This window comes from Senegalia massiliensis, assembly GCF_900626135.1.
Classification (GTDB): domain Bacteria; phylum Bacillota; class Clostridia; order Tissierellales; family SIT17; genus Anaeromonas; species Anaeromonas massiliensis.
Map to the genome: position 1 here is coordinate 737,655 of NZ_LR130785.1, position 15,026 is coordinate 752,680.

A 15,026-nucleotide genomic window follows, 5' to 3' on the forward strand; every position below is an offset into this window, starting at 1 on the left:
ATGAAAATATTAGATAGAATATTAGAGATTATTTATCCAGAAAAAAATATATGCTTTATATGTGATGAATATGAAGAAACTATCAAGCATCATTTATGTAATGAATGTAGAGATCGATTAGAGTTTTTAGATCAAACAATATCAGAAGATATAATTTGTCCTCTTCGTTATACAGATTGTATAAGAGAAATAATATTTAAATATAAATATGGTAAAAAACCTTATTTATATAAGATGCTAGGACCATTATTATTAGAAGAATTTAAAAAACGGAATATAGATGATGTTGATTTAATAGTGCCTATTCCAATGACAAGAAGAAAAAAATCTAAAAGAGGATTTAATCAATCAGAATTACTTGCAAAATATCTTTCAGAAAAATTAAATATAGAATTATATACTGGAAATTTAATCAAGTTTAAAAAGACAAAATCTCAATCAGGATTATCAAAATCTTTTAGACGTACAAATATAAAGGGAGCATTTAAAATAATAGATAAAGAAATATTTGCTAATAAAAATGTACTTATAGTAGATGATATTATAACTACAGGAGCTACATATACTGAGGCAAAAAGAAATATAATGGATGCTAATGCTAAAAAAACTTATCTAATAACAATAGCAAGTGGTAGAGATATATAAGGAGGAGAATAAATGAATATAAAAAATTGTAAAAAATGTGGCAAAATATATAATTATGATGGGTTTAATATATGCTATCACTGTAGACGTAAAGAAGAAGAAATGTTTTTTACTGTTCGTGAATATATTTATAGTAATACCAAAGCAGATATTAGAGAAGTATCAGAAGCAACAGGAGTTTCTACAAAAAAGATATTAGAATTTTTAAGACAAGGAAAACTTGAGATAAAAGAAGGAAGCAATTTGATACTTGATTGTGAAAGATGTTCTAAACCTATAAAAACTGGAAGGTTTTGCAAAGAGTGTGCAAATGAAATAGAAAAAGAATTAAAAGGAGCATTTAAAAAAGATAATATAGATAATAGTGAACAGAATAGCTATAGAACAGGAAACAAGTTAAATGTAAAAAATAGAAGATAAATAGTATTAAAGTTAAACCTCAACTTTGCCGATAATATATATAACGATGCAAAGGTGAGGTGTTTTTTATGAAGATATTTAATAATAATATAAATAAAATACAAAATGCATATAACAATAATAAAACGAAAATCAGCAAAGATGTAAAAGCAGATAAAAAAGATCAATTTATAATATCAGAGCAAGGAAAAATGATTCAAAAAGCAGTTAAAATGGCAAAGGATTCTCCAGATATTAGAAAAGAAAAAATAGAGAAAATTAAGACTCAGATGAATAGTGGAAATTATAATGTGGATTCAAAATTAGTAGCACAAAAGATATTAGAAGATATAAACATGAGAAAAGGCTAATGGAGGATAATATGAAAGAGTTAGTTGATGTATTAATAAAAGTATTAGATGAAGAAATAGTAGTATATAAAAAACTACTTAAAAATTTAGATGAAAAAACTGATGTATTAGTAAATGGAGATATAAAAAAATTAGATGAAATTACTAAAGAAGAACAATCTATAACGGAAACATTGGTGAAACTTGAGAATTTAAGAGAAAAAGTTATTTTTAATATTGCTCATAAAAAAGACAAAAGTGGAATTGATGTGTCTCAAATCTTAGAATTCTTAGAAGGACAGGAAAAAGAAGTATTGGAAGAAAAAAGAAATAAATTAGTAAATATATTAGAAAAGATAAAAGAAAAAAATATGCTTAATTCTAGATTAATAAAAGATTCACTTGATTATATAAATTTAAATATAGATTTATTTACAAATAGAGATAGTAATTTAACATATGGTAAAGGTAAGAAAAACGAACAAACTGCAAGTTTTTTCAATAAACAAGCATAGAAAGGGGATAAAAAATTGTTTCAAGGATTATCATCAGCAATATCAGGATTATATACAAATAAAAAAGCATTAGATACAGTCAGTCACAATATAGCAAATAGTAATAACCCTTACTATGTTAGACAAGATGTTATACAAGCATCTAATGGATATACAAATGTAGTGGGAGTAAATGGTCAAATTGGATCAGGTGTGAAGATAGCTGACATAAGACAAATAAGGGATAGATTTTTAGATCAAAGATTTAGAAATGAAGCTGATAATAAAGGCTATTTTGATGCAAGATACAGTATTTTTTCACAAGTAGAAGAAATAATGAATGAACCATCAGATGTAGGTTTAAGTGAAGTAATGGATGGACTGTGGAATAGTTTTGATGAATTATCAAAAGATCCAGATAACTTAACAGTTAGGGGAATGGTAAGGGAAAGAGCCATAGCCTTTGTGGAGACCGTAAGTCATATGTCAAATCAGTTAAGTCTTTTACAAGTAAACTTAAATAAAGAGATATCAAATAAAGTAGAAGAAATAAATATGATATCAAAAGATATAGCAAAATTAAATGGTTTAATAACTCAAAGTGAATCTACAGGTGTAAAGGCGAATGATTTAAGAGATAAAAGAAATGCATTAATAGATAGATTATCTTTAAATATAAATATTAATGCAGTTAATAAACAAAATGGTTCAGTAGATATATATATTGGAGGAAGATCTCTTGTAAGTGAGGAGAATGCAAGAGAAATAGAAGCCAAGACTGTTGATAATTCATTTTTTGAGATAACTTGGAAAAATTCAAACAATTCAAAAGTAGAAATAAGTGGAGGATATTTAAAAGGGATACTTGAGTCAAGAGGAGAGTTTGATTCCAAAGATGAAACTTATTCTTCAATAATACCAAGTGTAAAAAACAGACTAGATAAATTTGTAAATACTGTTGCAACAAAAATAAATGAAATACATAAAAAAGGTGTAACACTACTTGGAGAACCAGGACAAGATTTTTTTGTATCTAAAAGAAATGGTAGTGAAATAGATGCAAGTACTATAAAATTAAATGACAATTTAGATACATTAAATAATATAGTAGCATCTTCATCAGGAGATAGAGGGGATGGAAGTATTGCGAAAGAAATTATGGATTTACGTGATTTAGCGATTTTTGAAAATCAAACAGCAGATAATTATTATAGAAGTATTATATCTGATATGGGAGTAGAAGCAAATCGTTCTATGATAATGTTAGAAACTCACAATACCATAATTCAAAATATACAAAATAGCAGATATGCAGTTTCAGGAGTATCAATGGATGAAGAAATGGCAAATATGCTAAAATTTCAACATTCATATACTGCAAATAGTAGAGTAGTAAATGCAATAGATGAAATGATAGAAAATGTAGTAAATAAAATGGGTAGAGTAGGAAATTAAATATTAGGAGTGGTTAGATGAGTGGATGGATAGGGTTTAATACAGCAGTTTCAGGATTACTTGCTAGTCAAAAAAATCTATATACAACAAATCATAATATAGCAAATGTAAATACAAAAGGATATAGTAGACAACAAAATACTCAAGAATCAAATAATCCACTTAATATTGCTGGAATAGGATTTTTGGGGACAGGCACTAATATAACAGCAGTTAATAGGATTAGAGATTCATACTTGGACTTTAAATATTGGGGAGAAAAAGCACCAGTAGGTGAGTGGACAGTAAAAGAGGATACTCTTACTGAAATACAACATATATTTAATGAACCATCAGAAAGTAGTATTAGAAAAAATTTAGATGAGTTGTTTACATCTTTTGAGTCACTTTCAACAAATCCATCAGATGACTCTAATAGAGCACTTGTAAGAGAAAAAATGATGGCATTTACAAAATATTTAAATTCAACATCAGAAAACTTAAAATCAGCACAAAAAGAAGTTAATTTTGAGATATCAACTAATATTAAGAATATAAATAGTTATTCTGAGAGGATAGCAGGACTTAATAAAGAAATACATAATATAGAATTAGATGGAAGTAAAGCAAATGATTTAAGAGATAAAAGAGATTTGCTTATAGATGAATTATCAGAAATAGTAAATATAAATGCAACAGAAACAAATGGTAAGTTTAATGTATCAATAGGAGGTACAATACTTGTAGAAGGAGAAGTTTCCAATAAGCTTAAATATCCTGCACCTACAGTGGAAAATCCTTTAAACAAAGAAGAAAAATTATATCAGCTAGAATGGGAAAATGGAAATAAAGTAAAACTTACATCAGGAAAACTTAAAGGACTTATAGATGTAAGGGATGGAACTGGACATGATAGTAAATATAGAGGTATTCCTTTTTATATATCTAGATTAAATGAATTTGCAAATATATTTGCAGAAAGAATGAATGAGGTACATCAGAAGGGGTTTACTAGAGATGGAAATAGTGGTATAAATATGTTCCAGTCAGATGATGGTGAATCTATAGATGCATCTAATATAAAAATATCAGATGAGATAATGGATAATTTGGATAATATAGCTGCATCAAGCAGTGCTGATCCTTCTGATAAAGAGAACAATGATATAATATTAGAATTGTTAGAAAAGAGAAATGATAATAAATTCTTTAAAGATACAACACCTCAAGGTACTCCAGATGATTTTATGAAATCAGTATTATCTACACTAGCAGTAGATGGTCAGCAATCAGTACGAATGAAAGAAAATGGTGAGGTTATAGTTGAGGGAATAAATACGAGACGCCAATCAGAATCAGGAGTATCACTGGATGAAGAAATGAGTAATATGGTAAAATTTCAACATTCATATAATGCAGCAGCTAGGATGATTACTACAATAGATTCAATCTATGATGTTACAATAAATAGATTAGGATTAGTAGGGAGGTAGATTATGAGAATAACAAATAATATGATGATATCTAATATGATGACAAATGTAAATAAAAATTTACAAGGTTTAAGTAAGGTTCAAGACAAAATGCAGACAGGAAAGAAATTTCAATTACCTTCAGATGATCCAATAGGAGTGTCAAAGAGTTTGAAATATCATACAGACTTGTCTAGAATAGAACAATATAAAAGAAATGTAGACGATGCAACAAGCTGGATGGAGGTAACAGAATCAGCAGTATCTCAAATAGGAGATATATTAGAAAGAGCAAGAGAGCTTACAGTACAAGCTGCAAATGATGGGACAAATACAGGTGAGGATAAAGAAAAAATTTCAGCAGAAATAAAACAGTTGAGAGAACAAATAATAAAGGTAGCTAATACTAAACATGCAGGGAGAGCTATATTTTCTGGACATAAAACAGCAGATGATTTGATTGATAGTGATGGAAATTATAATATAGATTTAAATACTGATGAGAAAACAAAATATAACGTAGGTTCAGCAGATACTATAGATGTAAATGTAGTAGGAACAGAATTATTCGGGTTATCAAATAATGGGTATAAACAAGATGTTTCAAAAGGAGATACACCAGAAATGATAAGAGTATTTGATAAGCTGATACAAGGATTAGATTCAGATGATGTTACAAGTATAGATGAAAGCATAACAGAAATAGATGATACTGTATCTAACGTATTATCAGTTAGAGCAAAAATAGGAGCAAAGACTAATAGATTAGAACTTAATAAGAATAGATTAGAAGATCAAACATTAAGTGTAACTAAGCTACTATCTAAAAATGAAGATGTAGATATTGCAGAGGTAGTAATAGAATTAAAAACAAGAGAAACTGTATATCAAGCATCTCTTCATGCGGGTGCTAGAATAATTCAACCATCACTTATAGATTTTCTAAGATAGAAAGAGGGATAATATGAAAATTAACACCAAAAATTTTGGTGAAATAGAGATAGAAGAAAAAGATATAATAAATTTCCCATTTGGGATACTTGCATTTGAAGACCAAACACAGTTTATAATAATAGAAAATAAAGATAGTGATAATCCATTTCACTATCTTCAATCTTTGAATAACAGTGATTTAGCATTTGTAATAATAGATCCTTTTGTATTTAAAAAAGACTATGATATAAATATTTCTGATTCAGTAGTAGAAAAGTTGAAAATTAAAAAACCAGAAGAAGTTAAATTATATACTATTGTAACAGTACCAAAAGATTTAAAAAAGATGACAGCAAACCTATCAGGCCCTATAGTTATAAACACAGCAAGAAACTTAGGAGCTCAAATAGTATTAGATGATAATAGATATAGCACAAAGCATCCTATATTTGAAAAGGAAAGTGAGGCTATATAAATGCTAATATTAACGAGGAAGAAAAACGAAAGTATAATGATAGGTGATAATATAGAAATAGTGGTAACAGATATACAGGATGGTAAAGTGAAATTAGGGATAAAAGCTCCTAAGAATGTAGATATACATAGAAAAGAAATATATGTTGATATTCAAAATGAAAATAAAGTTGCTGCAGATGGAGAAGTGGATTTAGATAGATTGAAAAATTTATTTTAGAAATATAATATTTTTTAAAAAAATACTAAAGTTATATAAAAACATGTCGATAATATAAGTGTAGACAATAATAAAGCTTTATATTGTATAACGGCCGAATACATATATAGTTTTATTATAAATAAAAAACCTTAGGCAAGGATGCCAAAAAAGGTAAATTTCAAGGAGGAATATAAAAATGAGAATTAATAATAACTTAATGGCAATGAACAGTCATAGACAATTAGGAATTAACAATAATGCAACAGCAAAATCTTTAGAAAAATTATCTTCAGGTATGAGAATAAATAGAGCAGGTGACGATGCAGCTGGTTTATCTATCTCAGAAAAAATGAGAGGACAAATAAAAGGACTTAACCAAGCATCTAGTAATGCTCAAGATGGTATTTCACTTATACAAACAGCTGAAGGTGCATTAAATGAGTCTCATGCAATATTACAAAGAATGAGAGAGCTTGCAGTACAATCTTCTAATGATACTAATGTAACAGCTGATAGAACTGCTATAGCAAAAGAAGTTAATGCATTAAAAGAAGAATTAACTAGAATAGGTGAAAAAACTCAATTTAACAAGCAAAACTTGTTAACAGGTAGTTTATCTGGTGCTGTAATTCATATAGGAGCTAACTCTGGTGAAAGTGTTACATTATCAATAGCTGATATGACTGCAACTGGATTAAGTTTAGATGCTGTAACTGTTTCTACTCAAGGAGGAGCTGACACTGCAATTGGAACTATTGATGCTGCTATAGAAACTTTATCTGGAGAACGTTCTGGATTAGGTGCTCTTCAAAATAGACTTGAGCATACTATCAAGAATCTTGATAATGCATCTGAAAACTTACAAGCTTCTGAATCAAGAATAAGAGACGTTGATATGGCTAAAGAAATGATGAGTTTCACTAAGAATAATATTCTTAACCAAGCTGCTCAAGCAATGCTTGCTCAAGCTAATCAACAACCACAAGGAGTACTTCAATTATTAAGATAATTAAATAATTGATATAATATTTTGAAAATAAGACTGGCCTTTTAGGTTAGTCTTATTTTAATAGAGGGGGAGTATTAATGGCAAATAATATAATAAATGAATCATTGAATTCACTAAATGAATATCTTGAGAAGCTTATACCTGGTATAGAAAAAATAGTAGACTATTTTTCTAAAGATAATGAAGGAGAAGCTCTAAAATTATTAATAGAAGCGATTGAAGGAATAAATTGGTGCTTGGAAGTAGTTATACTTACAAAGCCAACTTTAGAGAAATATAATATAGAAATTAACGAAAAGAATATAAGAAAAATACTTTTAGAATTTGAACAGGCTTTACAAAATGAAGATTTTGTATATGTAAGTGATTTATTAGAATATGAATTAATAGATATATTTAAATATTGGAAAAAAGAAATATCCAATATTAGCTTCGTGGCAAACTAAGGAGAATTAATATGTACTTAAATAATATGAACACATTGAAAAGATTATATCCTTATGTTTATAAAATTATGAAATCAGAAAAATGTGATAGTAATTATGAAATATTATCAACTAAAACGAATTATAAAACATTAAAAGTAAATGATTTTGGCTTAGAATTTTATATTCATAGTAAATATAATCCTTTAAAAGAATCACAAAGATTTTTTGAAAATAATTACAAAAATAATATAAAGAATTTTATTATAATTGGTTTTGGTCTAGGGTATCATATAGAAAATTTTTTATATAAAATTGATAATAAAAAAATATTTGTATTTGAATTCAATAAAAAAATATTTAATCAGGCCTTATTAAATATGGACTTAATATCTATTTTAAAAGATGATAGATTAGAATTAATTATAAGTGATAATCTTACTTCTTATATAAATAAATTAAAAGAAATACTCAACAAAGAAGATGAATTTGAGATCATATTTCATACTCAATCAATGAAAGCTATTCCTAATCAATATAAAGAAATAAAGTATTTGCTTGAAGAATTTAGAATGAAAAAGAAATTAGTTGGAGTTGAAGATTTATTAATTGAAAATTTCAATTCAAATATAAAAAATGTAGATAGATATGTTAATGATTTATTTAACAAAATGATAGATGTACCTGCTTTTTTGATATCAGCAGGTCCTTCATTAGATAAAAATATTAATGAATTAAAGAAAATAAAAAATAAAGGTCTAATATTATGTGTAGGAAGAGCAGTAAAAGCATTACTTAATAAGGATATAGTTCCTGATGCTATAATAATAACTGACCCTTATGACATAGTATATGAACAAATACAAGGGTTAAATATATTTATTCCAATTATAATATTATCAACATGTAATAAAAAAGTAGCTTTAAATTATAAAGGTAAAAAATATATTGCTTTTCAAAAGGGGTTTAAAAATTCAGAGGAATTGGCAAATAAAAATAATTATAGCACTGTAGAAACAGGGGGTTCAGTAGCTACTACAGCGCTGGACATTCTTATAAAGTTTGGATGTGATCCAATTGTTTTTGTTGGACAAGATCTGGCTTTTAGTGAAGAAAAAACTCATTCTGAGCAAGCCAATCATTTGAATGTATCTAATAAAAATACATTACGAAAAGTATTAGACGTTAATGGTAAGGAAGTATATACTTCCAAAAATTTATTTAGCTATTTAAGGTGGATTCAGAATAGAATACAAAAAGAAAAAAGTATTACATTTATTGATTCTACAGAAGGTGGAGCTAGAATAAATGGAACAGATTTATTAAGTTTAAAGGAATCTATAAAAAAATATTGTTGTGAAGATATTAGTGATAATATAAATTTATTATGAGGAGATTTTTATGAAAAATCATGAAATACATACGAAAAATATAGAAAAAATTAGTGCGAGATATCCTACAATGATAGAATATATGAAAAGAAAAAAAGAAGAAGATATAATTGTAGAAGCGAATAAAGCTAAAAATGGACAAATTGCATTAGTTGTTAATGAAAAAGAAAATAAAATTCATTTACATAGTAGATTTGATCCTAATAAAGATGCAAAAAGATGGATTTCTAGTTTGACTTTAAGTAATGATAAAATATACATAATTTATGGATTTGGGATGATATATCATATTAAAGAATTAGTTAAAAATATAGGTAATGAAACAAAGATATTAATTATTGAGCCGAGTATATCTATATTTAATCAAATAATTGAAAATATAGATGTAACTGATATTATAGATAATAAAAATATTTTGATTATGATAGAAGATAATTTAGATAAATTAAGATATTTTCTTAATACAAATGTATACTGGAATAATTCTCATCTTGTAGAATATTATACATTTTCTAATTATAAAAAAATATTTAGTGATATGGAACAAAAAGTTAATAAAATGATTTATGACCATTTATATATACAAAAAATAGATAGAAATACTATGATTAAATTTAATAGAGATTGGCAAAAGAATTTATTGGAAAATATGAGTGTAGCTATAAAAAGTAACTTTATAAGTCAATTAGAAGGTATATTTTCAGATAAACCTATCATTATTGTTTCAGCAGGACCTTCATTAAATAAGAATGTTGAATTACTACGAGATATTAAAAATAAAGCAGTTATAATTTGTGTAGATACAGCACTTAAAGTTTTATTGAGTAAAAATATTAATCCAGATTTTATAGTTACAGTTGATGGGGGAGAATTAAATTTAGCCCACTTTGATAATTTAGAATATGATAACATTCCTTTAATTTATATGCCTACTTCTCATCCTAAAATATTGAAGAAACATAAAGGAGTAAAAATATTTGCAGATAATATAGTAGGTTATACTAGAGAATTATTTAAAGAGTTTGATAAAGAGGTAGGGTTCTTAAAATTAGGTGGATCAGTAGCTTGTATAGCATTTAATATAGCTGTAAAATTAGGAGCAGACCCTATAATATTTATTGGACAAGATTTAGCATATACAAACAATAAAACTCATGCTGAAGGAACTAAATATGCTAGAAAATCGGATTCTATAAAAACTAAATATTTTGAAGTAGAGAATATATATGGAGACAAGGTATTAACAGGACATGACTTATATACTTTTTTAAGATGGTTTGAAAATGAAATATTAAATGATACAAGTAATAGATTATATATAGATGCAACAGAAGGTGGAGCCAAAATAGAAGGAACTGAAATAATGACATTTCGAGATGCAATAAATAAATATTGTTATAAAGATATAGAAGTTACAAGAAAAATCCATGAAGCCTTAGATACTGATATTAAATTTAATTTAGATGAATTGAAATTATTAATAAAAAAACTACAAAATATGTATAATAATCTAGAAATAATTCATAAGAAATCTATGGATGCAATTAAAATATGTAATAAAATAATAAATATATATAGCGAAAATAAAAACTCTGATAATATTGGTCCAAAATTAAATAGGTTAGATAATATTGATAAATATATAAAACAAAAGCAAGAAGAATTTAATATGATTAATCATTTGATAAAGCCAATAGTATATAAAGTTTTCCTTGAAAATACTGAAGCAAATACTAGTAAAGATGATATTTCTATAATGAAGAGATCTCTTGAATTTTATACAGCTTTATCAAATTCAGTAGAATTTACTCTTCCCATTTTGAAAGAAACTATAACAGAAATAGAAAATACAGATAATTAATATTTAGACGATTAAAGAAATTATATTTTTAGCCGATACTTTATATAGATAAGCAAATTATATTACAGGCGGTGATTTTTTGAGTGATTTATTAAGAATAACGGGAATGGCATCGGGTTTGGATACAGAAGCTATGATTGATAAACTTATGAAAGCTGAACGTATAACAGTAGATAAGGTAGGACAGGAAAAAACATATATTGAATGGAAAAGGGATGCTTATAGAGATATAGCAAATGTGCTTAGAGGATTTCAAGATGAATACTTTAATCTTTTAAAGCCAGAAAATAACTTTACTTCAACTTCTGCATTTGGAACTTTTGATTCTAGTGTTACATTAAATGGAGTAGATACTAATGCTATAAGTATAAATCCTACTGGTTCTGCATCTCCTGGGAATTATACTATTGGGAATATTACTTTAGCTGAAAAAGGAATTTGGAGTACAGATGATTCTAAAAGTATATCTAATATGATTGGAACAGGATTAAATAAAGCTAATTTAAAACAAGGTAAAAGCTTTAATATTAAATTAGATGGTGTAGAAAAGACAATAACATTAGATAAAGATTATTCTACAGAAACTACTGAAACATTAATATCTGATTTACAATCTAAGTTAGATTCTTCATTTGGAACAGGCAATATTGTATTATCAAACGATGGAGGTAATATTAAAATAGATTCTGTAGGTCATAATTTACAGATAAAAAGTACACCTAATACATATGTTTCAGATTTAGGCTTCAAGAATAATCAATCTAATTCAATTACAGGAACAACTATTGATTTTAATGAGCCATTAAATTTTACAGGTAAAATTAAAATAGATATAAATGGAACTGAAACTGAAGTGGATATTAGTGTTAATGCTAATGATATTAACGAGCTTAGTACACAAATTCAATCTAATATTGATACAGCTATTGGTGCAGGCAATATTAAAGTAACTAATGATGGAGATAAATTAAAGTTTGTATCTCATGACACTTCAGATGAGATTATTTTTAATAGTGGTTCAGCAGATGATGTAATTAAAAATTTAGGATTATCTAATGGAGCAAAGATAAATAAATTAGAATCTACAGTTAATATTGATATATCTGAAATTGGTAAAGAGTTTAATATAAATATTGATGGTACTGATTATAATATAGACCTTTCAGATGATTTTAATGATGTATCTAGTCTTGTTACAGAAATAAATTCACAATTAACTCATGGATCCATAAGTGCCAGCGTATTAAATGGAAAGTTAGTATTTTTAGGAACAAGTGGACAAGAGATTAAAATTTCTAATAGTAAAGAAAATATTGTAGATGATTTAGGTTTTACTAATGGTCAAACTAATACAATAAATCTTAATAGCCAACTTAAAGATGCTAAATTTAATGAAGCTATTACATTTGTAGGAAATGAAGTATCATTTACTATAAATAATGAAAATTTTACTTTTAGTGATACTGATACTATTCAAGATGTTATAAATACTGTAAATAAAAGTGATGTAGGAGTTACATTAAAATATAATAGTGTAACAGATGAATTTCAATTGGAATCAAAGGAAAGTGGACTCATGAATGAAGTATCTTTGAGTGATAATAGTGGAAACTTTTTAACGGGGGTTTTAGGATTAGTAAAGGATCAAAGTGCTAAAGATGCTAGTTTTACTTATAATGGAGTAACAACTAATAGAAGTTCTAATACATTTACAATAGATGGAGTAGAATTTAATTTAAAAGCAGAAGAAGCTGGTGAAATTAATATATCAATTAACTCTAATGTTGATAAAACTATAGAAAAAATTAAAGGATTTGTAGAGAAATATAACGAGGTTATTACAAAAATAAATGATGAGTTAGGAGAAAAAAGATATAGAGACTATAGACCATTAACAGAGGCTCAAAAGAAAGAAATGAGTGAAAAAGAGATTGAACTATGGGAAGAAAAATCAAAAAGTGGTTTATTAAGAAGTGATTCAATTTTACAAAAAGTAACTTATGAAATGAGAAGAGCTTTATATGATAAAGTAGAGGGAGTAGACATTAGTCTTTATGATATAGGAATTAAAACTAGTTCAAATTACTTAGATAAAGGTAAATTAGTCATAGATGAAACAAAATTAAGACAATCATTAAATGACAAACCAGAAGAGGTAAAAAGTTTGTTTGCAAAAGACTCTAATATTGATTATGAAGATTCTTCTAATAGAAGTATAAGATATAAGAGTCAAGGTTTAGCAGAACGTCTTAATGATATTCTTAAAGATAATATTAGAATAACTAGAGATGATAATGGTAGAAAAGGAATACTATTAGAAAAAGCAGGAATAGAAGGCGATGTAACTGAATTTAAAAATACTATGAATGATAAAATTGATGATTATAAAGATAGAATTAGTGAACTACTTGTGGATTTAGATGCTAAAGAAAATTATTACTATATTATGTTTTCAAGAATGGAAAAAGCACTTTCTCAAATGAGTGCTCAATCATCTTGGTTAAATCAACAAATGGGTGGAGGAATGTAGAGTTTTATAATTAAATTTAAATATTGATATCTAGGGGGGAATATAATGTCTATAGAAGGAATCGTAGGTTCTCAAATGTCTAATATAAGTACAACTATGAATAAAGAAATAAATTTAGAAATTAGACAGGAAGAGGATAAAAATTCAGTTAAAATAACATCAGAAAATGGAATTAAAGGAGCAAAAAGAGTAAGTAAAGAAGAATTAATTCATGCTGTAAATGCATCTAATGAAAGTTTGAAAATGTATGATAAGAAACTCGAATATTCAATTCATGAGAAAACAAATACCATTATGGTTAAATTAGTGGATACAGAAACAGACGAAATAATAAGAGAAATACCATCAGAAAAAATATTAGATATGATAGGAAAAATGTGGGAGATAGCAGGAATTATAATTGATGAAAAAGTATAGAGAAAATTTCCTCAATTTCACACACATTTAGGAGGAATAGTTATGGCAATGAAAAATCCTTATGCACAATATCAAAATAATTCAATAATGACAGCATCACCAGAGGAGTTAAATTTAAAATTATATGAAGGGCTTATGAGGTTTATTAAAGAATCAATTATTTTTGCAGAGGAAAAAAATATAGAAAAATCTCATAACAGTAATTTAAGAGCTCAAGCAATAGTTAGTGAGTTTATGGTTACAGTTGATAGGAAATATGAAGTAGGAAAAGAATTATATAATTTATATGAATATATGAATAAAAGGCTTATGGAAGCTAATATTAAAAAAGATATAGAAATATTAAATGAAATATATGATATGTCTAAAGAGTTAAGGGATACTTGGGCACAGGCTATGAAATTAGCAAAGAAAGGCAAATAATATGGAAGTCAAAATAGAAAAATTAAATTCTTTATTATCTGATAAAAAGATATTATTAGAAGATTTTTTTAAACTTACAATAGTTCAAAAAAAGTTAATAGAAAATAATGATATTGATAAACTAAATCGAATTATAAATAATAAAGAAAATTTAATTGAAAAAATAAATGGATTAGATGTAAAATTTTTAGAAATATATAATAATATTAAAGAAATAGAAGGTATAGATGACTTATCACAGCTAAGTATTGATAAAAGTTATTTAGTAAAATTAAAAGAGTTAACAAGTAAGTGTGAAAAACTTATGAAATCTATAAAAGCTCAAGATGATGAAAATAATACGATGATTAAAAGTGAGTTTGAAGATATAAAGAAAAATTTACGAGAAATAAAAAGAGGTAAAACTACTACAAATAAATATTATAATAAGATGCCATCTAGTGGTGGATATTTTATTGATAGTAAAAAATAGAACAGTGATTTGTTCTATTTTTTTTGCATATTAATTATCTATAAGAGTAAGAATATTAATATAGACTATTAATATAAATTGAACGAAAATTAAAT

Annotated in this window: 17 protein-coding genes; all 17 read left to right on the forward strand. The window is 26.3% G+C overall.

Annotation, left to right across the window (positions count from 1 at the left end; translation table 11 throughout):
* The 17 genes from E0D94_RS03615 to E0D94_RS03695 all read left to right on the forward strand — a co-directional run bounded on the left by E0D94_RS03615 (window position 1) and on the right by E0D94_RS03695 (window position 14,931).
* On the forward strand, window positions 1–645 hold the full coding sequence (locus E0D94_RS03615) for a ComF family protein (RefSeq protein WP_130805939.1): 645 nt from the start codon (window positions 1–3) through the stop codon (window positions 643–645).
* 12 nt (window positions 646–657) lie between these two features.
* Complete coding sequence (locus E0D94_RS03620; RefSeq protein ID WP_130805940.1) at window positions 658–1,065, forward strand: MerR family transcriptional regulator; 408 nt, start codon at window positions 658–660, stop codon at window positions 1,063–1,065.
* A gap of 68 nt (window positions 1,066–1,133) precedes the next feature.
* Window positions 1,134–1,415 carry a flagellar biosynthesis anti-sigma factor FlgM gene (flgM, locus tag E0D94_RS03625; RefSeq protein ID WP_130805941.1) on the forward strand — a complete coding sequence of 94 codons (282 nt, stop codon included), beginning with the start codon at window positions 1,134–1,136 and terminating at the stop codon, window positions 1,413–1,415.
* Window positions 1,416–1,426: 11 nt separating this feature from the next.
* The gene (locus tag E0D94_RS03630; protein WP_165442851.1) at window positions 1,427–1,909 is read left to right on the forward strand and encodes a flagellar protein FlgN; all 483 of its coding nucleotides are present in this window, start codon (window positions 1,427–1,429) and stop codon (window positions 1,907–1,909) included.
* Window positions 1,910–1,924: 15 nt separating this feature from the next.
* Window positions 1,925–3,343, forward strand: coding sequence for a flagellar hook-associated protein FlgK (flgK, locus tag E0D94_RS03635; protein WP_130805943.1), 1,419 nt, complete (start codon window positions 1,925–1,927; stop codon window positions 3,341–3,343).
* Window positions 3,344–3,360: 17 nt separating this feature from the next.
* Window positions 3,361–4,815 carry a flagellar hook-associated protein FlgK gene (gene flgK / locus E0D94_RS03640; RefSeq protein WP_130805944.1) on the forward strand — a complete coding sequence of 485 codons (1,455 nt, stop codon included), beginning with the start codon at window positions 3,361–3,363 and terminating at the stop codon, window positions 4,813–4,815.
* Between the two features lie 3 nt (window positions 4,816–4,818).
* Window positions 4,819–5,745, forward strand: a complete 927-nt coding sequence (flgL, locus tag E0D94_RS03645; RefSeq protein ID WP_130805945.1) for a flagellar hook-associated protein FlgL — start codon at window positions 4,819–4,821, stop codon at window positions 5,743–5,745.
* Between the two features lie 13 nt (window positions 5,746–5,758).
* Window positions 5,759–6,202, forward strand: a complete 444-nt coding sequence (gene fliW, locus E0D94_RS03650) for a flagellar assembly protein FliW (RefSeq protein ID WP_130805946.1) — start codon at window positions 5,759–5,761, stop codon at window positions 6,200–6,202.
* Window positions 6,203–6,421, forward strand: coding sequence for a carbon storage regulator CsrA (gene csrA / locus E0D94_RS03655; RefSeq protein WP_130805947.1), 219 nt, complete (start codon window positions 6,203–6,205; stop codon window positions 6,419–6,421).
* A gap of 178 nt (window positions 6,422–6,599) precedes the next feature.
* Entirely contained in the window at window positions 6,600–7,412 is an 813-nt protein-coding gene (locus E0D94_RS03660) for a flagellin N-terminal helical domain-containing protein (RefSeq protein WP_130805948.1), read from the forward strand.
* Between the two features lie 77 nt (window positions 7,413–7,489).
* Complete coding sequence (locus E0D94_RS03665) at window positions 7,490–7,858, forward strand: DUF8042 domain-containing protein (protein ID WP_130805949.1); 369 nt, start codon at window positions 7,490–7,492, stop codon at window positions 7,856–7,858.
* 11 nt (window positions 7,859–7,869) lie between these two features.
* A complete protein-coding gene (locus E0D94_RS03670) occupies window positions 7,870–9,228 on the forward strand; it encodes a motility associated factor glycosyltransferase family protein (RefSeq protein WP_130805950.1) in 1,359 nt (452 codons plus the stop codon).
* A gap of 10 nt (window positions 9,229–9,238) precedes the next feature.
* A complete protein-coding gene (locus E0D94_RS03675) occupies window positions 9,239–11,089 on the forward strand; it encodes a motility associated factor glycosyltransferase family protein (RefSeq protein ID WP_130805951.1) in 1,851 nt (616 codons plus the stop codon).
* 79 nt (window positions 11,090–11,168) lie between these two features.
* Window positions 11,169–13,619 (forward strand): flagellar filament capping protein FliD, encoded by a 2,451-nt coding sequence (fliD, locus tag E0D94_RS03680; protein WP_165442852.1) that lies wholly within the window; start codon window positions 11,169–11,171, stop codon window positions 13,617–13,619.
* A 45-nt stretch (window positions 13,620–13,664) separates the two neighbouring features.
* Entirely contained in the window at window positions 13,665–14,036 is a 372-nt protein-coding gene (locus tag E0D94_RS03685) for a flagellar protein FlaG (RefSeq protein ID WP_130805953.1), read from the forward strand.
* Window positions 14,037–14,078: 42 nt separating this feature from the next.
* Entirely contained in the window at window positions 14,079–14,459 is a 381-nt protein-coding gene (gene fliS / locus E0D94_RS03690) for a flagellar export chaperone FliS (RefSeq protein ID WP_130805954.1), read from the forward strand.
* A gap of 1 nt (window position 14,460) precedes the next feature.
* Window positions 14,461–14,931 carry a flagellar protein FlgN gene (locus E0D94_RS03695; protein WP_130805955.1) on the forward strand — a complete coding sequence of 157 codons (471 nt, stop codon included), beginning with the start codon at window positions 14,461–14,463 and terminating at the stop codon, window positions 14,929–14,931.
* Window positions 14,932–15,026 lie beyond the last annotated feature (95 nt).